A 21,529-nucleotide genomic window follows, 5' to 3' on the forward strand; every position below is an offset into this window, starting at 1 on the left:
CCGCCCCGGCGCCACCGCCCCGCGCGGCGGCCCGGTGGGGGCGTCGGGCGCGCTTGACGCGGGCCCGTGTGATCCAGTTCACTGGGCACTGGTGAAATTTGTTTTTCACATGGCGAAAACCCGAGACCACCAGGGCGAGGAGAGCGGTCCGTGGACCTCACCGACTTCAACAGGCTCGACGCCGCAGCAGCCGCCGCCGCCGTGCGTCCGGCGCTGGACGTGCCCCGCTGGATCGACGACGTCGTGTCCCACCGCCCGTACGCCACGGTGGCCGCAGCCCTCGACACCGCCCGCACGGCCGCCCACCCGTTCACGGACGAGGAGCTGGACCGGGCGCTGTCCCACCACCCGATGATCGGCCGCCGCGCGGAGGGCGACTCCGCCGAGGCGAGCCTCTCCCGCGGTGAGCAGTCCGCGCTCGGGGACGCGGACGCCGTCGTGAGGGCGGAGCTGGAACGCGCCAACCTGGACTACCAGCAGCGCTTCGGCCACGTGTTCCTGATCCGCGCCGCGGGCCGCAGCCTCCCCGAGATCCTCGCCGAGGCGCGGCGCCGGATGACCAACACCCCCGAGGACGAGCGCCGCGAAGTGGCCGAGCAGCTGCGCCAGATCGCCGTCCTGCGACTCGAAGGAATGCTGTCATGAGCTTCGTCTCCGCCCACGTCCTCGACTCCGTGCACGGCTGCCCCGCCGCCGGCATCCGCGTCACCCTCCTCACCGGCGAGGGCCGCGAACTGGCCACCGCCACCACCGACGAGGACGGCCGGGTCGGCGAGCTCGGCCCCCAAACCCTGGAGTCCGGCCACTACCGGATCATCTTCGCGACCGAGCCGTACTTCGCCGGGCGCGAGCTGGAGACGTTCTACCCGTTCGTCTCGGTGGACTTCACGGCGCGGCAGGAGCAGGGCCACTACCACGTGCCCCTGCTGCTGAGCCCGTTCGCGTACTCCACGTACCGCGGCAGTTGACCCAGGAGCCGACCCCACGGTCGACGACTGCCGATCCACCAGCCACGCATTCCTGACGAAGGAGCAGAGGACCATGACCGACGTAGTGCTCGGGAAGAACCAGTACGGCAAGGCCGAGAACCACGTGGTGCGCATCCACCGCGACACCGACCGCCACGTGATCCGGGACCTGGTGGTCACGTCCCAGCTGCGCGGCGACTTCGAGGCCGTGCACACCCAGGGGGACAACGCGCACTGTGTGCCCACGGACACCCAGAAGAACACCGTGTTCGCGTTCGTCCAGAAGTACGGGGTGGACTCCCCCGAGGCGCTGCTGCTCAAGCTCTCGGAGCACTTCACCTCCGAGTTCGAGTGGGTCTCCGGCGGCCGGTGGGCCGCGGACGAGCACGCGTGGGACCGCATCAACGACAACGACCACTGCTTCGTGCAGAACAAGCAGGAGGTCCGCACCGCCGTGGTGGTCACGGACGGCCCGAGGAGCACCGTGATCTCCGGCTTCAAGGACCTCACGGTCCTGAAGTCCACGGAGTCCGGGTTCCAGGGCTACCCCAAGGACCAGTACACCACCCTGCCGGAGACCACGGACCGGATCATGTCCACGGACGTGGCCACCCGGTGGCGCTACAGCACCACGGACGTGGACTTCGACGCCGTGTACGAGGACGTCAAGAAGATCATCCTGGACAAGTTCACGGACCACTACTCCCGGGCCCTGCAGGAGACGCTCTACCTCATGGGCAAGGCCGTGATCGAGGCGCACCCGGAGATCGACGAGATCAAGTTCTCGTGCCCCAACAAGCACCACTTCGTCTACGACCTGGGGTTCTGCGACCTGCCGAACGACAACGAGACCCACTACGCGGCGGACCGCCCGTTCGGGCTGATCGAGGCCACGGTGCAGCGCAAGGACGCCCAGCCGGACGAGAACGCCTGGGTGGGCATCGCCGGCTTCTGCTGAGCGGCCCACCCACCACGGCACCACCGCGCAGGCCCCCGCCGGGTAGTTCCTCGGCGGGGGCCGCGGCCACGCACCCCCAGGAAGGTCCACCATGGCATCGACCACCGCCCCCGCCAGGGCAACCCGCCCCGAGGACGAGTTCCTCGGCGTGGGGCCGAGCTTCGGCTACGGCTTCCAGCACGTGCTCACGATGTACGGCGGCATCATCGCCCCGCCGCTGATCGTGGGAGGTGCGGCGGGTCTGTCCGCCAACGAGCAGGCCCTGCTGGTGGCGTGCTGCCTGTTCGTGGGCGGGCTCGCCACGGTGCTGCAGTCCTTCGGGATCAGGTTCTTCGGCTCCCAGCTGCCCCTGGTGCAGGGCACCTCGTTCGCGGGCGTGGCCACCATGACGGCCATCGTCAACGGGGGCGGCGGCATCCAGGCCGTGTTCGGGGCGGTGATGGTCTCGGCGGCCATCGGCTTCGTGCTGGCGCCGTTCTTCGCGCGCATCATCCGCTTCTTCCCACCCGTGGTCACGGGCGTGGTCATCGCCACCATCGGGCTCTCCCTGTTCCCGGTGGCCGCCCAGTGGGCCATGGGTGGCGCCGCGGTGGCCGCCAAGGGTGACGAGAACGCCATCTTCCACAACGTGTGCCTGGCCGGGGCCACCCTGCTGACCATCATGGTGCTGTCCAAGGTGCGCAGCGCCCTGGTCTCGCGGCTGTCCATCCTGCTGGGCATCGTGCTCGGCACGCTGCTGGCCGTGGCCCTGGGCATGGCGGACTTCTCGCGCGTGGGCGACGGCGCCCTGTTCGCCCTCCCGCAGCCGTTCGCCTTCGGGGCGCCCACGTTCCAGCCCGCCGCGATCATCTCCATGACCATCGTGGTGCTCGTGATCCTCACCGAGACCACCGCGGACATCATTGCCGTGGGCGAGATCGTGGGCACGGACGTGGACCGCAGGCGGATCGCGGACGGGCTGCGCGCGGACATGGGCGCCTCCTTCATCTCCCCCGTGTTCAACGGCTTCACCCAGTCCGCGTTCGCGCAGAACGTGGGTCTCGTGGCCATCACCGGGGTCAAGAGCCGCTTCGTGGTGACCGCCGGCGGCGTGATCATGCTGCTGCTGGGGCTGCTGCCCGGCCTGGGCCGCGTGGTCGCGGCCGTGCCCGTGCCCGTACTGGGAGGTGCGGGCATCGTGCTGTTCGGCACCGTGGCGGCGTCGGGAATCCGCACGCTGGGAAAGGTGAAGTTCGAGGGCACGCCCAACCTGATCATCGTGGCCACGAGCATCGGGATCGGCATGCTGCCCATTGCCGCCCCGAAGATCTACGCGGGCTTCCCCACGTGGTTCGAAACCATCTTCCACTCGGGCATCAGCTCCGCCGCGGTGGCCGCCGTGGTGCTCAACATCCTGTTCAACGAGATCACGGTCGGCAATCCCCCGGAGGGCAGCGGCTCGGTGTTCACGGAGGCCCCGCCGCGCTACGTGCCCCTGGAGGCGCTCGAGCACCTGCAGAGCCACCTGCAGGAGGGGGACACCGTCAAGGACGGCAGGCTGCTGGACTCGGAGGGCAACGAGGTGCCCGTGATCACCGCGTCCGGCGACGTGGTCCCCGCGCCGCTGACCCAGGAGATCCCGCTGGTCCGCAAGGATCCCGAGGACCCCGGAGAGCGCTGACCCGCTGCCCCGACGCGCCACGGCGCCGCCCCCTGCCGAGGGCGCGGCGCCGTCGTCGTCGAGACGCAGCGCGGGGTGACGACGCCGCCCTGCCGCAGCGCCACTGACCCGCACCCTCGCACTCGGCCCCGTCCGCGGGCGCCGCAGCGCGGGAGACGCGGACGGGCACGGCGTCGTCGTCCGCCTCAGCCCACCCGGGAGAGCTGCCCGGACAGCTGCGCCGCGGCCTCGCGCAGCAGCGGAACGGCGCGCTCGCCGAAGTCCCAGTCCACGCGCGTGGTGGGCCCGGACACCGAGATGGCCGTGGGGGTGGGGGTGTCCGGGACGAGGACGGAAAAGCAGCGCACGCCAATCTCCTGCTCCTCGTCGTCCACCGCGTAGCCGCGCTCGCGGATCAGTGCGAGATCCGCGAGCAGCTCCTCCACCGTGCCCAGGCTCTTCTCGGTGGGGGTGGACATGTCCATGGACGTGACGATCGAGACCACCTGGTGCTCGGGCAGGGTGGCCAGGATGGCCTTGCCCACGCCGGTGCCGTGCAGGTGCGCGCGGCGGCCCACCTCGGTGAACATGCGCATGGAGTGGGAGGACTGCGCCTGTCCCACGTACACGACCATGCGCCCGTCCAGCACGGCCATGTTGGCGGACTCCCCGAGCTCGTCCACGAGCCCCTGCAGCACAGGCTGCGCGTAGGTGCCCAGCGCGAGCCCGGCGGCGTTGCCCAGCCGGATGAGCCCCGGGCCCAGCGCGTAGCTGCGGTTGGGCAGCTGGCGCACGTAGCCCAGGGGGATCAGCGTGCGCAGCAGCCGGTGGATGGTGGGCAGCGGCAGCTGCGCCCTGGACGCCAGCTCGCTCAGCGAGATCTCTCCCCCGGCGGCGGTGATGATGTCGAGCAGGCCGAAGACCCGTTCGACGGACTGCACCCCACCCGTGCTCCTGGCCTCTGGCATCCGTGTGCTCCTCTGGTGGTTGGTGGTCTCGTGCGGGGCACTCCGCCGACCGGCGCGCGCCGCGGCGGGACCGAACGGGTGTGGCCCGGGTCGTGCCATCCGAGTGACGCCCCGCGTGTGTGGCCCGCGTCTCAGCGAGACCTTGTCCTGGGTCACATCCTATGTCTAAACTCGTGCTAATGGAATAATTTTTCCACAATACGGATACTTGGAGGCACTCCATGAGCATCACCCACACCACCCCGCAGAACGTGGCCGCGGCGGACGAGATCCTCTCGGAGGAGGCCCTCGCGTTCGTCGAGGCGCTGCACGAGAAGTTCGCGGACCGCCGTGAGGAGCTGCTCGGCCAGCGCGAGACCGCCCGTGCTAAGGCCGCCGAGACCGGCACCATGGACTTCCTCCCCGAGACCCGCGAGGTCCGGGAGGGCGACTGGAAGGTCGCCCCGGCGCCCGAGGCGCTGCAGGACCGGCGCGTGGAGATGACCGGGCCGGCGTCGCCCGCCAAGATGGCCATCAACGCGCTGAACTCCGGCGCCAAGGTGTGGCTCGCGGACCTCGAGGACGCCGCCTCCCCCAGCTGGGCCAACCAGGTGGACGCGATCACCAACCTGCGCGACGCCGCCCGCGGCACCCTGGGCTTCACCTCCCCGGAGGGCAAGGAGTACAAGCTGCGCGAGGACGTGCCGCTGGCCGTGGTGGTCATGCGTCCGCGCGGCTGGCACCTGCCCGAGTACAACATCACGGTCAACGGCAAGACCGGCTCCGGCTCCCTCACAGACTTCGGGCTGCACTTCTTCCACACGGCGAAGCAGCTGATCGAGAACGGCCAGGGCCCGTACTACTACCTGCCCAAGATGGAGTCCTACCTGGAGGCGCGGCTGTGGAACGACGTGTTCACGTTCGCGGAGGAGTACCTGGGCATCGAGCACGGCACCGTCCGTGCGACCGTGCTGATCGAGACCATCCCCGCCGCGTTCCAGATGGACGAGATCCTCTACGAGCTGCGGGACCACGCCTCCGGGCTCAACGCCGGGCGCTGGGACTACCTGTTCTCCATCATCAAGTACTTCCGCGACGCCGGGGAGAAGTTCATCCTGGCGGACCGCTCCGCCGTGACCATGACCGCTCCCCTGATGCGCGCCTACACGGACCTGCTGGTGCAGACGTGCCACAAGCGCGGTGCCTTCGCGATGGGCGGCATGGCCGCGTTCATCCCCTCCCGCAAGGACGAGGAGATCAACAAGGCCGCGTTCGAGAAGGTCCGCAACGACAAGACCCGTGAGGCCGGGGACGGCTTCGACGGTTCGTGGGTGGCCCACCCGGACCTGGTGCCCGTGTGCCAGGAGGTCTTCGACGGCGTGCTCGGGGAGAACCCCAACCAGGTGGACCACCAGCGCCCGGACGTGGACGTGACCGCCGAGATGCTGCTGGACGTGCCCTCCGCGGGTGACCAGCGCACCGAGAAGGAGCTCAACGCCAACCTGTACGTGGCCATCCGCTACGTGGCCGTGTGGCTCTCGGGCAACGGCGCGGTGGCCATCCACAACCTCATGGAGGACGCCGCTACCGCGGAGATCTCCCGCTCGCAGATCTGGCAGCAGATCAAGAACGGTGTGGTCTACACGGACACCGGCAACACCGCCACGCGCGAGCTGGTCGCCGACGCCCTGGACACCCAGCTCGACGTGCTGCGCGGGGAGATCGACGAGGAGAACTTCGAGAAGTGGTTCGTGCCCGCCGGCCGGCTGATCGCGGACATGGTGCTCAAGGAGGACTACCCGGCGTTCCTCACGCTGTCCGCCTACGACCTCATGGAAGGCAGCAAGTGACACCGGCGCACCCGGACGCTTCCTCGGCCCCCGCCACGACCGCCCCACGCGGCGCGGCGGGGGCCGCCCCCTCTCTGCCCGAGGGCTTCCTGGCCCGGGCGGACCTGCTGCTCGCGGGCACGGACGCCGACCTCGCACGGTTCCTTCCCGGGGACTCCGGGACCCGCCAGCCCGTGCACACGTGCTACGTCCCGGCGGACCTCGTCACGGAGCGCACGCCCGCCGAGTGGGGTGCCGCGGCGGCGTCGGCGGCCGAGGAGGCGGGCGGACTCGCGGCCCTCGCCGAGCTCGCCGGGGTCGACGACGCGGCGGCACCCGATCTCATCCAGCAGGTGGCGCGCAAGCTGCGCGAGGAACCCGTCGAGGACCTCCGCCTGGACCTCGAGGACGGCTACGGCGAGCGCCCGGACGCCGAGGAGGACGCCGACGCCGTGCGCGCCGCCCACACGGTGGCCGCGTTCGCCCGAAACCGGGCGAGCGGTGCGGCTCCGGCCCCGGCCTTCGCGGGCATCCGCTTCAAGTGCTTCGAGGCGGCCACCCGGGCCCGCGGGCTGCGCACCCTGGACCTGTTCCTGAGCACCCTCGTGCGCGAGGGCGGGCTCACGGAAGCCGGGATCAGCGAGGACGGGCTCCCCGAGGGGCTCGTGCTCACCCTGCCCAAGGTCTCCGCGGTGGAGCAGGTGGCCGTGATGGTGGAGGCGTGCGAGGCATTCGAGGACGCCCTGGGCCTGCCCGCCGGGCGGCTGCGCTTCGAGATCCAGATGGAGACCCCGGCCATGATCCTGGGCCCGGACGGCACGTGCCCCATTCCGGCGATGCTGCGCGCCGCGGAGGGTCGGGTCTCGGCCCTGCACTACGGCACGTACGACTACTCCGCCTCCCTGGGGATCTCGGGGCAGTTCCAGTCCCTGGAGCACCCGGCCGCGGACCACGCCAAGAACGTGATGCAGGTGGCCGTGGCCGGCACGGGCGTGCGGCTCTCGGACGGCTCCACCAACCGGCTGCCCGTGGGGGACGCCGCCCAGCGCCGCGAGACCTGGGCGCTGCACGCGAGCCTGGTCCGCCGTTCCCTGGAGCGCGGCTTCTACCAGGGCTGGGACCTGCACGCCCACCAGCTGCCCACGCGCTTCCTGACCAACTACGCGTTCTACCGCGGGGCGTTCGACGACGCCGCCCGCCGCCTGGTTGTGTACGCCGGCCGGTCCGTGCCGGGCATCGAGACGGCGGACGTGGCGGACGAGCCCGCCACCGCCCGGGCCCTCGCCCGCTACGTGGTGCGCGGGGTACTGTGCGGTGCGGTGAGCGAGGACGAGCTGCGCGAGAAGGGCCTGGACCCGGAGACGGTGCGGGCCGTGGCGAACCCGGGCGCAGCGGCGTCGTCGTCCGCGGGAGAGCGCACGAGCCCCGAGACAGGAGAGACCCCATGACCGAGCGCACGTACTGGGCCACCCGCGGGGGGCACCCGCCGCAGACGGACCTGCTCACGGACCGCGCGATGTTCCGGGAGGCGTACGCCGTGATCCCGCGGGGCACGCAGCGGGACATCGTGACCTCCTACCTGCCGTTCTGGGAGGACACGCGGCTGTGGGTGCTCGCGCGGCCCATGACCGGGTTCGCGGAGACGTTCTCGCAGTACCTGGTGGAGGTGGCGCCCGGCGGCGGCTCCGACAAGCCCGAGGACGATCCGGACGCCGAGACCGTGCTGTTCGTGATGGAGGGCTCCCTGGAGCTCACCCTGGGCGACGAGCCCGGGGACGGGGACACCCACGAGCTCGCGCCCGGCGGGTACGCGTTCATCGCGCCCGGCGAGACGTGGACCGCGCACAACCGCGGGGGCGAGCACACCCGGTTCATGTGGATCCGCAAGCGCTACCAGAAGGTCGCGGGCATCCCGAAGCCGGAGTCGTTCGTGACCAACGAGCGGAACATCGAGCCCACCCCCATGCCGGACACCGAGGGGCGCTGGGCCACCACGCGGTTCGTGGACCAGAAGGATCTGCGCCACGACATGCACGTGACCATCGTGACGTTCCTGCCCGGCGGGATCATCCCCTTCGCGGAGACCCACGTGATGGAGCACGGGCTCTACGTGCTGGAAGGCCAGGCCGTGTACCGGCTCAACGAGGACTGGGTGGAGGTCCAGGAGGGCGACTTCATGTGGCTGCGCGCCTTCTGCCCCCAGGCCTGCTACGCCGGGGGTCCCAAGCCGTTCCGGTACCTGCTGTACAAGGACGTGAACCGGCATGCGCCGCTGGGCCTGGGAGGGCACGCGGGGCGGTGAGGGTCGCACTCGTCTGAGAGGCAGCCGCCGGGCGCTGTGCCCGGCGGCTCCTCACGGGTTCACCGCCCGCGGAACTCCTCCGCGAGGATCGCGTAGCCGTAGCCGTCGTGCCACTGACCGTCACGGTGCAGGGACTCCTTCACGCTGTGGATCTCCCGCCGCATCCCCACCTTCTCCATGACCTTCCAGGATCCGGTGTTCTCCGCGAAGCAGCTGGCCTCCACCCGGTGGACACCCATGGCGAAGGCAATGGCCAAGCCCTCACGCACGAGCTCCGTGGCGACCCCGCGACCTTGAGCCCAGGGTGCCACCACCCAGCCGAGCTCCACCTGCTGCCCCCGGGCCTGTTCGGTGACGTCCGCCTGGGACCACGCGTCCTGGTGCTTGACCATGAGATAGGCCGCGAGCCGCCCGGCCCAGTGGGCCATCAGGTGGGTGGCGGCCAGTGCGTCCCAGTCCGCGCGGAACTCCTCGCGCGAGGCATAGATCCGGGTGGTCCAGCGGTTCAGCTCCGGGTCGCTCTTCAACTCCCACAGGACGTCGGCATCTCCCGGGGCAGGGCGACCCACGGTGAGCCGTTCGGTGTGGCGGGGCCAGGTGAGATCGTCCAGAGTTCGGGGCATGGGCTCAGGGTAGCCACATGCGACCGCCCGCAGACCCACCGGAGCGCAGGTGGCGTCAGGCGTCGTCGGCCTTGCGCTCCACGAAGACGATGAGGTCCATGGCCACCCAGCGGAACACCATGGCCAGGGCAGTGCCCAGGATGGGCCCGGAGACGAAGTCCGCCACCTCCTGGAAGAGGAGGGAGTGCGGAGGGTGCTCGAAGCCGAGGGCGTAGCGGGAGATGTACAGCGGCACACTGTTGATCACGATGCCGATCCCGGTGACCACCGCGAAGAGGAACGCCTCCACTCCCGGGTGCTTGCTGCCTCGCGAGCTGAAGGTCCACCTCTTGTTCAGCGAGTACGAGACCACGCTGGCGATCGTGGTGGCGATGAGCAGCGCGGTGGTGGGCTTCTCCTCCAGCACCGTCCACTTGAGCAGGAAGTTGATGCCGATGGTGATGAGGTAGCAGATGCCGCCCACCGCCAGGAACCGCATCTGGCGCTTGCCCCGGGTGGTCGAGGTCGATCCGGTCCCGACGGACTGCGTCATGGTGCCTTCCCTGTGAACGAGTCAGGCCCGTGTTCGCGAGCGCTTCCAGCGCACGGGCGCGGCTCCACAATCTACACGGGGGCGGGACACGGCCCGTGCATGCTCAACGCCCCGGACCTTCGTGGCCCGGGGCGTTGAGCATGCTGCACGGTCTCTCAGATGGTCTTCGCGTCGATCACGAAGCGGTAGCGGACGTCCGAGTCCACCACGCGGTCGTAGGCGTCGTTGACGTCCTCCGCGTTGATCAGCTCGATCTCCGCGGTGACCCCGTGCTCACCGCAGAAGTCCAGCATCTCCTGGGTCTCGCGGATGCCGCCGATGTTGGAGCCCGTGAGGGACTTGCGGCCGCTGACCAGCAGCGGGGCCTTCACCTCGAGGGTCTCGGTGGGCAGACCCAGCAGCACCATGGCGCCGTGGGGGCGCAGGGTGGCCATGAACTCCTGGACGTCGATGTGTGCGGACACGGTGTTGATGATGACGTCGAACTCGCCCTTGTGCTCCTTCAGGGCCTCCGGGTCCTCCTTGCGGGCAATCCAGTTCGTGGCGCCGAATCGGCGGCCGTCCTCCTCCTTGGAGCGGGTCTGGCTGATCACGGTGACCTCGGCCCCCATGGCGGCGGCGAGCTTCACGGCCACGTGGCCCAGCCCACCCATGCCCACCACGGCCACCTTGGACCCCTCGGTGACGCCCCACGTGCGCAGCGGGGAGTACGTGGTGATGCCCGCGCACAGCAGCGGCGTGGTGGCGGCCGGGTCCAGGTTCTCCGGGATGTGGAGGGCGAAGGCCTCGGAGACGATGATCTCGGTCGAATACCCGCCGTCGGTGGGGCGACCGTCGAAGCGGTCCTTGCCGTTGTAGGTGCCCACGGCCTTCGGGCAGTTGTTCTCCTCGCCCTTCAGGCACCACTCGCACTCGCGGCACGAGTCGACCAGGCAGCCGACGCCGGCGCGCTCGCCGACCGAGAACTCCGTGACCTCGGAACCGACCTCGGTCACGCGGCCGATGATCTCGTGGCCCGGGACCATGGGGAAGTTGATCGGTCCCCACTCCTCGCGCACGGTGTGGATGTCCGAGTGGCAGATGCCGGCGAACTCGATCTCGATGCGGATGTCGTCCGGGCGCAGGTCCCGACGCTCGATGGTGCCCTTCTCGAGCGGGGCACCGGAGGCGACGGCCTGGTAGGCAGCAACATTGGTAGTCATGGGAGGTGACTCTAGACCTGCCCCTGGCGGTACGTCATTTCGGGGGAAAGCAGTTCGGTGAGGGCGGAATGGGACCTTGCACGAGGACACGGGAGCGGCCCCTCATCGCGCTGACCGCGTGCCCCGGTTTGTAGTCTCGGATGATGTTGCACCGTTCTCTGCGGAACCTGCGGTCCCGCGGCACCTGAGGAGAAGCATGTCCTACACCGTCAACGCCTCGATCGTCTTCGCGGACCTCCCCCTGCTCGACCGCGCCGCCGCGGTGGCCCGGCACGGCTTCACGCGGGCGGAGCTCTGGTGGCCGTTCGGATCCCCCACGCCACCTCAAGAGGAGGTGGACGCGTTCGTCGCCTCCCTGCAGGAGGCGGGTGTCCAGCTCACCGGACTCAACTTCTACGCCGGGGACATGCCCGCCGGCGAGCGCGGCGTGCTCTCCCATCCCTCCCGCACGGCGGAGTTCCGCGCGAACGTGGACGTGGTCGCGGAGATCGCCCGCGCCACGGGGTGCCGCCACTTCAATGCGCTGCACGGCAACCGCCTCGACGGTCTCGCCGCGCAGGAGCAGCGGACGACGGCGCTCGCGAACCTCCGCCACGCCGCGGACGTGCTCGCCCCGCTGGACGGCACGGTGCTGCTCGAACCGGTCTCCGGCGTCCCCACCTATCCCCTCAGAACCGCGGCGGACGCACTCGAGGTGGTCGACGCCGTGGACCGGGAGAACGTGCGGCTGCTCGCGGACTTCTACCACCTGGTCGTCAACGGCGACGACGTTCCCGCCGTCATCGAGGCCCACGCCGCGGACTTCGGTCACGTTCAGATCGCGGACGCCCCCGGCCGCCACGAACCGGGCACCGGTGGGCTGCCGCTGCTCGACTGGGTGGCCCGGTCCCGCGAGCTCGGCTACACCGGGGACGTCGCTCTCGAATACGCGCCGTCCTGCGAGGACCCGTTCGCGTGGTTGCCGCGGTCGGAGCGGGCATGAGCGCGGCGTCACCGGTCATGCGCCTGGCCACACCGCGCACGTTCGAGCGCCCGCGCAGTGCGGTGCCAGCGCGCTCGCGCCGGGCGGTGCGCGGAACGGGGCCCCGCGGCGTCGTCGCGCTGGAATGGCCCTGCGGGGCGCGCACCACCGGCGCGCGCCGGCCGTGACCGAGACCCCTCAGCAAGGAGACGCCGTGCGCATCGTGGTGGCACCTGACAAGTTCAAGGGCTCCGTGACCGCCCGCGAGGCCGCCGCCCACCTCGCGGCCGGGATCCGGGACACCTCCCCGGAGGCGGACGTGGTGGAGCTGCCCGTGGCCGACGGCGGCGAGGGCACGCTCGACGCCGCCCTGGAGGCCGGTTTCACGCGCCTGGACCTCACCGTCACGGGCCCGGCGGGCGATCCCGCGGCCGCGGCGTGGGCCCGGCGCGGGGACGAGGCCGTGGTCGAGATGGCGCTGGCCTCGGGCCTGGCCGCCCTGCCCCACCGCGGCGGCGAGCCCGCGCTGCAGGCGCGCACCGCCACGAGCCACGGCACGGGCGAGCTGATCGCCGCCGCCCTGGACGCCGGGTGCACGCACGTGGTCCTGGGCGTGGGCGGCAGCGCCACCACGGACGGCGGCGCCGGGATGCTCACCGCCCTGGGTCTGCGGCTGCTGGACGGGCACGGCGAGCCCCTGCCCCGCGGCGGCGCGGCTCTCGCGCACCTCCACACCGTGGACGCCTCCCGGCTGCACCCCCGCGTGCGGGACGCGCAGTTCGTGCTGGCCGCAGACGTGGACAACCCCCTGACCGGCCCGCGCGGAGCCGCCGCCGTGTTCGGCCCCCAGAAGGGCGCCTCGCCGCGGGACGTCACGGAGCTAGACGCCGCCCTGGGCACCTTCCGCGACCGGCTCGCGGACGCGCTCGGCGAACCCGCCCGCGCCGCCGCCGATGCCCCGGGAGCGGGTGCCGCCGGTGGCGTGGGGTACGCGGCGCTCGCCGTGCTCGGGGCCGAGCGCAGGCCCGGCGTGGACGTGGTCCTGGACCTCGTGGATTTGGACGCCGCCGTGGCGGGCGCGGACCTGCTCATCACGGGCGAGGGCAGCCTGGACGAGCAGAGCCTGGGCGGCAAGACCCCGCTGGGCGTGCTGCGCGTGGGCCAGCGCCGCGGAGTTCCGGTGATCGCCGTGTGCGGCCGCACCACGCTGTCGCCGGAGGCGCTGACCGGGGCGGGCTTCACCGCCGTCCACGAGCTGTGCGCCATCGCCCCCGACGCGGCCACCTCCATGCGCGAGGCCCCGCGCCTGCTGCGTGAGGTGGGTCACCGCCTACGCTCGCAGTAGCACCCGCACGCCCACCCACTTCCACAGCGACCACCCCGGCACGCCCCACCGAAAGGACCACCGACATGAACGCCTCACCCCAGCGCGGTTCCCGCAAGCCCTCGCACGACGCCGCCGCGGCCTCGGACAGCGCGCCGCAGCGGCCCGAGGACGCGGCCGCCACGGACCCCGCCCGGAACGACGAGCAGGCCACGGTGGACGTGCGCGCGAAGGTGGAGCGGGCGGCGTCGTCCCCCGAGCGCGACGAGTCCCCCGAGGAGGTCGCAGAGCAGAACTCGAATCTCGCGGAAACCCCCGCGACCCGGGCCGAGCGGGAGGAGGAGCGCGCCGCGCAGATCGCGCTGGCCGCCGAGGTGAACGGCGCGGAGCACGTCCGTGAACTGATCCGGGAGTACCGGGCCGAGCACCATCTCACGGGCGCGGACGAGTCTGCGGAGGCCCGAAGCACCGGACGGAGGGCCGGCGAGTTCGACCTCGTGGTCCGCGGCCACCGGGTGATGTGCGGGGACCACTTCGTGCCCCGGGAGGTAGGGGTGCGGAACGGCAAGATTGCCGCGATCGAACCGCTCGGGGCCGGGTTGCAGGGCGCGCGGGTCGTGGAGCTGGCCGAGGACGAGACGCTGCTGCCTGGCCTCGTGGACACCCACGTGCACGTGAACGAGCCCGGGCGCACCGAGTGGGAGGGCTTTGCCACCGCCACCCGGGCGGCCGCGGCGGGTGGCGTGACCACCATCGTGGACATGCCCCTGAACTCCGTGCCCGCCACCGTGAACACCGCCGCACTCGAGTACAAGCGGCTGTTCGCGCAGCAGAACGCGTTCGTGGACATCGGCTTCTGGGGCGGGGCGATCCCCGGCAACAAGGAGGACCTGCGGCCCCTGCACGACGACGGCGTGTTCGGCTTCAAGTGCTTCCTGCTGCACTCCGGTGTGGACGAGTTCCCGCACCTGGAGGCGGACGAGATGGAGGAGGCACTCGCGGAGATCAAGACCTTCGACTCGCTGCTGATCGTGCACGCGGAGGACTCCCGCACCATCGACAAGGCCCCGCAGCCCCACGGCAACGTGTACGAGAACTTCCTGAAGTCCCGCCCGCGCGGGGCGGAGAACATCGCGATCGCGGAGGTCATCGAGCGCACCCGCTGGACCGGGGCCCGCTCGCACATCCTGCACCTGTCCTCCTCGGACGCGATCCCCATGATCCGCTCCGCCAAGAACGACGGCCTGGACATCACCGTGGAGACCTGCCCGCACTACCTCACGCTGCTCTCCGAGGAGATCCCGGACGGCGCCACCGCGTTCAAGTGCTGCCCACCGGTGCGCGAGGTCTCCAACCGGGAGAAGCTGTGGGAGGGGCTGATCGACGGCACCATCGACTACATCGTCTCGGACCACTCCCCCTCCACGCTGGACCTCAAGGACCTGGGCAACGGGGACTTCGGGGTCGCGTGGGGCGGCGTCTCGTCGCTGCAGCTGGGCCTGTCCCTGATCTGGACCGAGGCACGACGCCGCGGGGTCGGGCTCGAGCGCGTGGTGCGGTGGATGTCCACGCGCCCTGCCGAGCGCGTGGGCCTGCGCGGCAAGGGCAAGCTGTCCCTGGGCTACGACGCGGACATGGCCGTCTTCGCCGCGGACGAGAGCTACGTGGTGGACGCCCAGCGCCTCAACCACAAGAACCCCATCACCCCGTACCAGGGCAAGGTGCTCTCCGGAAAGGTCCGCAGGACCTTCGTGGGTGGCCGCGAGGTGGACTACGAGACCCCCACCGGCCGCCTGATCTCGCACGGCCAGGTCTGACGACGGCGCCGTGCCCCGCCTTCGCGGGACGGGGCACGGCGTCGTCTGCCCGTCGTCCAGGTCCGGGCGTTCCGGACGACGGCGCTGTCAGACCTTCCAGGGGGTCACGAAGTCATTCGCGGGTCGTCCTTCGACCGCCGCGAGCAGTTCAGCGGCCTGGGCGCCGTCGATCTCCTCACGGATGACGTCGGCTTGGCCCGCGTGCCGGGCGAACTCCTCCACGTGGTGCACGTAGAGGTACCGCAGCTTCGCCGGGCGAGCGTCGTTCATGCCCACCCAGGGCATGGGACCCACGGGCAGCTCCGCGTCGAGGTCACCGTCACGGCACATCTCCATGTACTCGCCGCGGACCGCATCGAAGGTCTCCAGCAGCGTTGTGATCTCCTCTTCGTCCGACGGTGTGAAGCTCACGAAGAACGCCTCGAACGGCTGGTCGTGCTCGTGGTGTCCCGCCCCGGAGAGCGACTGCTTCATGCAGAAGATGATGTGCTTGGTGATCCCGCTGATGCTCAAGGCGCCGCGCAGGGGCGTGCGACGTGCCTGGGCGTCGTCGAGTCCGTAGGAACTCGCGCGGATCGCATCGAGCTGAACATCCAGGTAGTTGCAGAGAGTGGTGCGTTCATCGTCGATCTGGGGCAGGTACACGGTGATGTCCTCTCAGGGTCAGCGGGTGCTGTCGGGACCATGACACCCGGTGTTGCGGACAGTTCCGGTCCGCTGCGTCGAGAAGAATGCAGGCATGGCGGAAACCACTCAGCGCGTCCTGCGTCTGCTCGGACTGCTGGAGGCTCGCACCACGTGGCAGGCGCGGGAGCTCGCGACGCGTCTCGAGGTCACGGAGCGCACCGTGCGTCGGGACGTCACCAGATTGCGGCAGCTGGGCTATCCCGTAGAAGCCGCGCCAGGGCTGGACGGCGGATACCGCTTGGGTGCCGGGCGCCGCCTGCCTCCCCTGCTCCTCGACGACGACGAGGCTGTCGCCCTGGTTGCCTGCCTCCGGATGGGTGCGCTCTCAGGGGCTGACGAGGTGGGGGAAGCGGCACTGCGTGCCCTGACGAAGCTCGACCAGGTCCTGCCACCGAAACTGCGGGCCCTCGCCGCGGCCGTCGACGGGGCCACCCGCGCCCTCCCGGGCAACCGCCCACCCGTGGATCTCGTAGTCCTCCAGCGGCTCGCCACGTCACAGCGCAACCGCACACTGGTGCGGTTCGACTACTGCAAGGCCACGGGTGAGACGAGCGCACGAGAAGTAGAGCCGGTGCGTCTCCTGACCCAGGGAGAGCAATGGTACCTGCAAGGTTTCGACCGCGACCGGGACGACTGGCGGGTGTTCCGCCTGGACCGGATGACCGACCTCCGTGGCACCACCTGGCAGTTCGAGCCACGGGAGACAGCCCCACCGGAGTTCCAGCAGGATCTCCCCCACCGCTACCCCTGTCGTGTCCGTGTGGAGATGGGCATTGCCGCGGAGAAGGTCAGTGCCCGCGTCCCGGCTCCCTACCGCGCCGACCTCGAACCCACTCCCCGCGGTTGCCGGTTCCTAGTGGGTGCGCCCGACTGGGACGACCTCGCCTGGCACATGCTGTGGATCAGTCGCGATCTCAAAACTCCCGTCACAGTCTTGGACGGGGCAGAAGCAAACCCGTTCCGGGAGGCCATGGCCCGCATTTCCGACCACGCGCGAGGTGCGGGCTAAGAGATACCGGCGGAGGTGAACATCGGACACTAGAGTAGTTCGTTGGGCCAGCACCCTCTTCTCCGAACCGCTCACAGCGCCCAGTGCCCCGCGCCCAGACGACGGATCGAACTACCAGTCCGCTCCGAAGACGCAGAAACCCTCATCCGAGCTAATGAAGGATTGGCACGAGACAGTCGATCTCGCCCTCACGTCGGTAACTTTCGATCGAGGGCCGGGTGGAGTCGTATTCCGCGTGACCAAAGAGGACGTCGAACGCCTCGCCGATCTGCTGGTAGACCGCTGGTACTTCGCCTCGCAGGCGGAGCCGCAAGTAAGCCCCACCTGAAATCGTTGTCTCGTCCAGGCCCAAAGGGTTGTCAGCGTCGCGGTCCAAGCGGGTCGAGCACATGCGGTAGACATGCTGCCCGTCATAGATGAGCCCCATCATGCGCCGCCCCCTCAGAGAGTCGAAAGCGTGCTCAAAGTCGGGCCATCCGGCCTGAATGCGGGAAAGCTCCAAGGGGAAATCTCGGCTCAGCGCCGGAAGATCTTCGAGGGTAACGACATCGATCCGCCCTAAAGTATGGCGGGCTGGGTAGTTGCTCATGCGCTAGGTGTAGCCGAGATTTTGGATGGTTTTCAAGCACTCGCACCAAATGACTCAGAAACGAGAGATTAGGCCCCCTGAACCGGCCCACAGGTGGCCAGGGCTGCGCGCACGATGTCGAATTCCTTGCGGCACTCACGTTGTGGAAGAGCGTCCACCCGGTCTTTCAGCACCCATGCACGCAGTAAGGTAGAAGCGCCCTCGGAAGGGCCCACCGCGGGACGACCCATCGCCATGCGGGCCAACTCGTCCAGGTCTGCGGTTCCGGTAGCTTCCATCAGCACCCGGCGGTGCTCCGCGGCCGCGGCCGCCCCGTGAAGCTCGGTCCCGGGGAATCGCGGTCGGCTCCCCGCGCTCAGCCACATCGGCCAGGGCCTCTTAGTCGTTGTCCACCTCGCGACGTCCTTCCGTGGAGTAGGTGACGGTACAGATCGGTTTGAGTTCCAGGTCAGTCCGGACGAACAGCGCTCATGCAGAAGAGGTGACCCACCGGATCGAGCATGACGCGCCACTGTTCGGGTGAGGGCTGGAAATTCGCTTCGCGGGCGCCGATCTTGATGGCCGCCGCCACATCGACCTCCAGGTCTTCAGAAGCCAGGTCCAGGTGCATCTGTTGAAACTGCGGCCCCTGCGGCCACGTCGGTGCTTCGTATTTGTTCACCCTCATCAGCGTCAGCATGGGGCTGGCTCCGCTCAGGCAGACGACAGCTCGGTCGGGCATGACAAAGGCTTCCTCGAGATCCAGGAGGCTCTTGTAGAAGGGTGCCAGTTCATCGGGGGTAGGACAGTCGATGGAGATGGAGGCGAGGGGCGCCACTCGAGTGGTCACGCACCGACAGTAGAAGACGGCACCGACGGCGGCAGGCCGGCGAATCACGGGTCGGTGCCATGTGCCAGGGCCAACGTCGCTGTGCCTGAACTCCTCTCTCACACCCGCCGGACTATTCTCCGTCCGCCGAGATGTAGTGCGCGTCCAGCTTCTCCGCGAGGTCCTTCATGTCCACGTCAAGGTCCGTCGTCGCCCCGTTCGGCGCTGCAGAGTAGTCGACGACGAACCAGTTCCGCCCCGTCGCGAACTCCACGGGACTCCCTGACTTCGGCCCCTTCGTACAACAAGAGCAGGAGAGGCGCAGACAGTCCCCGCCGAGAATCTTCCGGCACCCGAACTGTGTCTTGCGGCAGACGTCCCCCTCCGCCACGATGAGCGAAAAAGAACCGCCCCGCCGGGGCGCCAGGGGGGGGGGGAGGGAACGGTCATGACAGAGAAGAGGACCGCCGGTGTGCAGTTCGGGGTCAAGATGTTTGTCTATATCGGAAGTACCTTGGCGATTCTGGCCAGCATCGTGGCTATCATCCTGAAGCTCACTGCGGGGACCACGTCCGGCCTGTTCCACTCGTACTCCACGAGCGCCATCGCGGTGCTCCTCATCATCCTCGTGAGGCTCGCCCCGAACGCCAAGTGACGCGCCCAGGCGCTGTCGCCCCCTGACGACTCCACGCAGAGACGCCCGCTCCCCCGCAGGGAGCCGGCGCCTCGTTCACGCACTACCGCGCCAGCCTGGAGACCGGAACCTCAGGACCCGCAGCGCGGGGCCGCGTCGTTTTCGCCCTCGCCGCAGTGGTCCTTCTTTGGCGCGAGGTCGTCCAGGACCGGGGAGCGGTCGAAGAAGCCCTCGGGGCCCAGCTGGAGCCCCTGCGCGCCTGACGCCCGCGGCCGCACGGGACAAGGCGATGCTCGCGTACCCTGCTGGGATGCGCTCTCCACACCCGCTGCCCGCACGCCCTGACGACCACGACGACGGGCCCCCCGCGGGCAGCCGGTACCAGCGCCTCGACAGTGCGGCTGTCCGCGGTTCCGCGGCCACCCTGCAGCGGCGGGTCTACGCCCGCTTCCCCCGGCGCAGCCTGTGGGAGGTGGGAGGTGAACTGATCGCCCTCGTGGACGAGGTCATCGAGGGCGGTGGCATCAGCAGACGCCGGATCCGCTCGGCGCGGGTCCTCTCACGGCTGGGTGTGCTGGCGGTGCTACTGGTCTTCGGCACGGCGATCGCCCTGGCCGCGGCGAGCATCTGGTCCAATCCGGACGCGCTCGGCCCGGTGGACTGGCTGCCCCTGCTGGAGACGGTGGTCAACGACCTCGTTTTCGCGGGCATTGCCATCTTCTTCCTCATCGCCGTGCCGCAGCGCATGGAGCGCGCCCGGGTGCTGCGCGTGCTGCACCGGCTGCGCTCGCTCGCGCACGTGATCGACATGCACCAGCTGGTCAAGGTCCCCGAGCGCCTGCCGGGCAGCGCACCGGAGACCGGGGGCACGACGTCGCCGTCCGGCCCACGGGACGCCGGTGGCGGTCCCGTGCCGGGCCGCGGGGCGGCGTCGTCCGCCGGAGAGCGGGGCGGCGACCTGGACATGACCCGCACGGAGATGACCCAGTACTTGGACTACTGCACGGAGATGCTCTCGCTCGTGGGCAAGACCGCCGCACTGTTCGCAGAGGACACCACGGACGCAGACGTGCTGGACGCCGTGGAGGGCATCGAGGCCCTCACGTCGGACATGGCGCGGAAGGTGTGGCAGAAAATCGCGATCATCCAGGAGCAGGGCGGCTGACCACCACCCGCCGGGGGGTGCCCGCCACGCCATGGAGACCCGTAGAGCCGGGAGCGCCACACAGGCCACGAGGCCCGCGACCGAGGAGCGGACCCCGAATCCCGGGACGCACGCCAGCAGCACCACCAGACCGATGGCGAGTGGCCCCCTCGCCGATGCCCGCGGCCACGAGCGCGGGACGCCCGAGTCGATGCAGCGGGCCGCGGGTCAGCGCAAGGCCCAGGGGAAGGACGAGCACGAGGGCTCACCGTGGCCAGCGCCGTGAGGCCCAGGTGCTGCCCGCAGGCGGCGAGGAACTGCTCGGGGTGCCGGTCCAGGAACTCCCCCGCGGGTCTGCCCCCTCTCTGCTCGACACATCCAGACCCGTCGACCAGGGCTCGGCCGAGTGGTCAGGGTCGGTTGGCCGCCCGAGGGTCGACGTGATGATTGGCCCATTACAAGGTGGCTTTTTGTTGACGTGCATCCATGTTTCTGCCCGGATGTACTTGTGGCAGTAACTATTTCCCAGGTAATGTGTTGAGTATTCCGGCGGCCTCCCGGGCCGTCCCCGACAAGGAAGTGGTTCCCGTGTCCCTGCTCATCCAGCGCCCCGATCCCCGCAGCCTGCGCCGCCGCCCGGCGGACGACCTGCTCTCCGACGGCACCACCATGGGTGCCGTGGAGCTGCTCGTGAAGGACCTGGACGGGATGATCGCCTACTACTCCACCGGCGTGACCCTGGACGTCCTGCAGCACTCCGGGGACACCGCCGTACTGGGCCACGACGGCCGCGTGGTCCTGCGCCTGCGCCGCGTCACGGACCTGCCATCCTGGCGCCCGAACCAGGCGGGCCTGTTCCACACCGCCGTGCTCTTCGACGACGACGCCGCCCTGGCCCGCGCGCTCGCCTCGATGGCCCGTTTCGCACCGGGGACCTTCACGGGTTCCGCGGACCACCTCTACAGCCAGGCCTTCTACTTCACGGACCCCGAGGGCAACGGCGTGGAGCTCTATGCCGACCGCCCCCGGGAGACCTGGCAGCGCGAGGCGAACGGCCTGCTCAGCCTGGCCTCCAACTATCTGGACCCGAACGAGTTCCTGCGCACGAATCTGTCCCGGGAGGCACCACAGCCAGCCACGGCACCGGCCTCCACGCTGGGTCACGTCCACCTGCAGGTGGGCGACATTCCCACCGGGCGCGAGTTCTACGTGGACACGCTCGGCTTCGAGGTGATGAGCGACGCAGGGTCCGCCCTGTTCATCTCTGCGGGCGGCTACCACCACCACATCGCTCTGAACACGTGGAACAGCGCGGGCGCCGGTCCGCGCGCCGCGTCCCTGGGCCTGGGCCAGGTCAACATCGACCTCCCCACCGGCGAGGACATCGCCGCACTGGAGGAGCGCCTCACGGACCACCGGGTGACCACCCGCCACGACGGCGCCGTGCTGCGCTTCGAGGACCCATGGGGCACTCTCATCCAGGTCGCGCAGGCCCCCGCGCCGGGCGTCGCCTGACACTGCCCGCCCCGTCATGTCGGCTTGCTACAGTCGCCAAG

22 protein-coding genes are annotated in these 21,529 nt (G+C 70.0%); 13 read left to right on the forward strand and 9 right to left on the reverse strand.

Translation table 11 applies throughout. The features are described from left to right. Positions 1–150 precede the first annotated feature (150 nt). The 4 genes from uraD to DNL27_RS10705 all read left to right on the forward strand — a co-directional run bounded on the left by uraD (position 151) and on the right by DNL27_RS10705 (position 3,586). Positions 151–645, forward strand: a complete 495-nt coding sequence (uraD, locus tag DNL27_RS10690) for a 2-oxo-4-hydroxy-4-carboxy-5-ureidoimidazoline decarboxylase (RefSeq protein WP_012399044.1) — start codon at positions 151–153, stop codon at positions 643–645. Next, on the forward strand, positions 642–968 hold the full coding sequence (gene uraH / locus DNL27_RS10695) for a hydroxyisourate hydrolase (protein ID WP_012399045.1): 327 nt from the start codon (positions 642–644) through the stop codon (positions 966–968). The genes uraD and uraH overlap by 4 nt, the downstream gene beginning before the upstream one ends. A 73-nt stretch (positions 969–1,041) precedes the next feature. Continuing rightward, the gene (gene pucL / locus DNL27_RS10700; protein WP_012399046.1) at positions 1,042–1,926 is read left to right on the forward strand and encodes a factor-independent urate hydroxylase; all 885 of its coding nucleotides are present in this window, start codon (positions 1,042–1,044) and stop codon (positions 1,924–1,926) included. Positions 1,927–2,017: 91 nt separating this feature from the next. Next, positions 2,018–3,586, forward strand: a complete 1,569-nt coding sequence (locus DNL27_RS10705; protein ID WP_012399047.1) for a nucleobase:cation symporter-2 family protein — start codon at positions 2,018–2,020, stop codon at positions 3,584–3,586. Positions 3,587–3,771: 185 nt separating this feature from the next. On the opposite strand, the gene DNL27_RS10710 is transcribed toward DNL27_RS10705, so the two are convergent. Continuing rightward, on the reverse strand, positions 3,772–4,533 hold the full coding sequence (locus DNL27_RS10710; protein WP_112235527.1) for an IclR family transcriptional regulator: 762 nt from the start codon (positions 4,531–4,533) through the stop codon (positions 3,772–3,774). Between the two features lie 221 nt (positions 4,534–4,754). Here DNL27_RS10710 and aceB point away from each other — a divergent pair, with 221 nt between their 5' ends. Genes aceB through DNL27_RS10725 form a run of 3 tightly spaced genes read left to right on the forward strand, consistent with a single transcriptional unit; the run spans position 4,755 to position 8,643 of the window. Next, positions 4,755–6,362: a malate synthase A gene (gene aceB / locus DNL27_RS10715; RefSeq protein ID WP_112235528.1), complete on the forward strand. Its 1,608-nt coding sequence runs from the start codon at positions 4,755–4,757 to the stop codon at positions 6,360–6,362. Further along, on the forward strand, positions 6,359–7,789 hold the full coding sequence (locus DNL27_RS10720; RefSeq protein WP_112235529.1) for an aldolase: 1,431 nt from the start codon (positions 6,359–6,361) through the stop codon (positions 7,787–7,789). Before aceB ends, DNL27_RS10720 begins: the two co-directional genes overlap by 4 nt. After that, the gene (locus tag DNL27_RS10725; protein WP_112235530.1) at positions 7,786–8,643 is read left to right on the forward strand and encodes a bifunctional allantoicase/(S)-ureidoglycine aminohydrolase; all 858 of its coding nucleotides are present in this window, start codon (positions 7,786–7,788) and stop codon (positions 8,641–8,643) included. Before DNL27_RS10720 ends, DNL27_RS10725 begins: the two co-directional genes overlap by 4 nt. 59 nt (positions 8,644–8,702) lie before the next feature. On the opposite strand, the gene DNL27_RS10730 is transcribed toward DNL27_RS10725, so the two are convergent. The 3 genes from DNL27_RS10730 to DNL27_RS10740 all read right to left on the reverse strand — a co-directional run bounded on the left by DNL27_RS10730 (position 8,703) and on the right by DNL27_RS10740 (position 11,000). After that, a complete protein-coding gene (locus tag DNL27_RS10730) occupies positions 8,703–9,266 on the reverse strand; it encodes a GNAT family N-acetyltransferase (protein WP_112235531.1) in 564 nt (187 codons plus the stop codon). A gap of 55 nt (positions 9,267–9,321) precedes the next feature. Further along, a complete protein-coding gene (locus DNL27_RS10735) occupies positions 9,322–9,798 on the reverse strand; it encodes a GtrA family protein (RefSeq protein WP_200568810.1) in 477 nt (158 codons plus the stop codon). A gap of 155 nt (positions 9,799–9,953) precedes the next feature. Then, the gene (locus tag DNL27_RS10740) at positions 9,954–11,000 is read right to left on the reverse strand and encodes an NAD(P)-dependent alcohol dehydrogenase (protein WP_012399054.1); all 1,047 of its coding nucleotides are present in this window, start codon (positions 10,998–11,000) and stop codon (positions 9,954–9,956) included. Positions 11,001–11,196: 196 nt separating this feature from the next. Here DNL27_RS10740 and DNL27_RS10745 point away from each other — a divergent pair, with 196 nt between their 5' ends. The 3 genes from DNL27_RS10745 to allB all read left to right on the forward strand — a co-directional run bounded on the left by DNL27_RS10745 (position 11,197) and on the right by allB (position 15,102). Next, positions 11,197–11,982: a hydroxypyruvate isomerase family protein gene (locus DNL27_RS10745; RefSeq protein WP_112235532.1), complete on the forward strand. Its 786-nt coding sequence runs from the start codon at positions 11,197–11,199 to the stop codon at positions 11,980–11,982. Between the two features lie 193 nt (positions 11,983–12,175). Beyond that, complete coding sequence (locus tag DNL27_RS10750; protein WP_112235533.1) at positions 12,176–13,306, forward strand: glycerate kinase; 1,131 nt, start codon at positions 12,176–12,178, stop codon at positions 13,304–13,306. A 497-nt stretch (positions 13,307–13,803) separates the two neighbouring features. Then, positions 13,804–15,102, forward strand: a complete 1,299-nt coding sequence (gene allB / locus DNL27_RS10755) for an allantoinase AllB (protein ID WP_050738130.1) — start codon at positions 13,804–13,806, stop codon at positions 15,100–15,102. A gap of 87 nt (positions 15,103–15,189) precedes the next feature. On the opposite strand, the gene DNL27_RS10760 is transcribed toward allB, so the two are convergent. Then, positions 15,190–15,747 (reverse strand): DUF664 domain-containing protein, encoded by a 558-nt coding sequence (locus DNL27_RS10760; protein ID WP_112235535.1) that lies wholly within the window; start codon positions 15,745–15,747, stop codon positions 15,190–15,192. A 94-nt stretch (positions 15,748–15,841) separates the two neighbouring features. Between DNL27_RS10760 and DNL27_RS10765 the strand changes: the two genes are divergently transcribed. Continuing rightward, positions 15,842–16,798 (forward strand): YafY family protein, encoded by a 957-nt coding sequence (locus tag DNL27_RS10765; RefSeq protein ID WP_112235536.1) that lies wholly within the window; start codon positions 15,842–15,844, stop codon positions 16,796–16,798. A 151-nt stretch (positions 16,799–16,949) separates the two neighbouring features. On the opposite strand, the gene DNL27_RS10770 is transcribed toward DNL27_RS10765, so the two are convergent. The 4 genes from DNL27_RS10770 to DNL27_RS12185 all read right to left on the reverse strand — a co-directional run bounded on the left by DNL27_RS10770 (position 16,950) and on the right by DNL27_RS12185 (position 19,107). Next, positions 16,950–17,387 carry an AraC family transcriptional regulator gene (locus DNL27_RS10770; protein WP_112235537.1) on the reverse strand — a complete coding sequence of 146 codons (438 nt, stop codon included), beginning with the start codon at positions 17,385–17,387 and terminating at the stop codon, positions 16,950–16,952. Positions 17,388–17,835: 448 nt separating this feature from the next. Further along, entirely contained in the window at positions 17,836–18,216 is a 381-nt protein-coding gene (locus DNL27_RS10775) for a VOC family protein (protein ID WP_229566896.1), read from the reverse strand. Between the two features lie 112 nt (positions 18,217–18,328). Then, positions 18,329–18,469: a hypothetical protein gene (locus DNL27_RS12180; protein ID WP_162627129.1), complete on the reverse strand. Its 141-nt coding sequence runs from the start codon at positions 18,467–18,469 to the stop codon at positions 18,329–18,331. Between the two features lie 491 nt (positions 18,470–18,960). Then, the gene (locus DNL27_RS12185) at positions 18,961–19,107 is read right to left on the reverse strand and encodes a hypothetical protein (protein WP_162627130.1); all 147 of its coding nucleotides are present in this window, start codon (positions 19,105–19,107) and stop codon (positions 18,961–18,963) included. 32 nt (positions 19,108–19,139) lie between these two features. On the opposite strand from DNL27_RS12185, the gene DNL27_RS10785 reads away from it, so the two are divergent. Both DNL27_RS10785 and DNL27_RS10790 read left to right on the forward strand, forming a co-directional pair. Beyond that, on the forward strand, positions 19,140–19,994 hold the full coding sequence (locus tag DNL27_RS10785) for a hypothetical protein (RefSeq protein WP_112235831.1): 855 nt from the start codon (positions 19,140–19,142) through the stop codon (positions 19,992–19,994). Positions 19,995–20,552: 558 nt separating this feature from the next. Continuing rightward, the gene (locus DNL27_RS10790; protein ID WP_012399060.1) at positions 20,553–21,488 is read left to right on the forward strand and encodes a VOC family protein; all 936 of its coding nucleotides are present in this window, start codon (positions 20,553–20,555) and stop codon (positions 21,486–21,488) included. Positions 21,489–21,529: the final 41 nt, after the last annotated feature.

The organism is Kocuria sp. BT304 (genome assembly GCF_003290245.1).
Lineage (GTDB): Bacteria > Actinomycetota > Actinomycetes > Actinomycetales > Micrococcaceae > Kocuria > Kocuria rhizophila_A.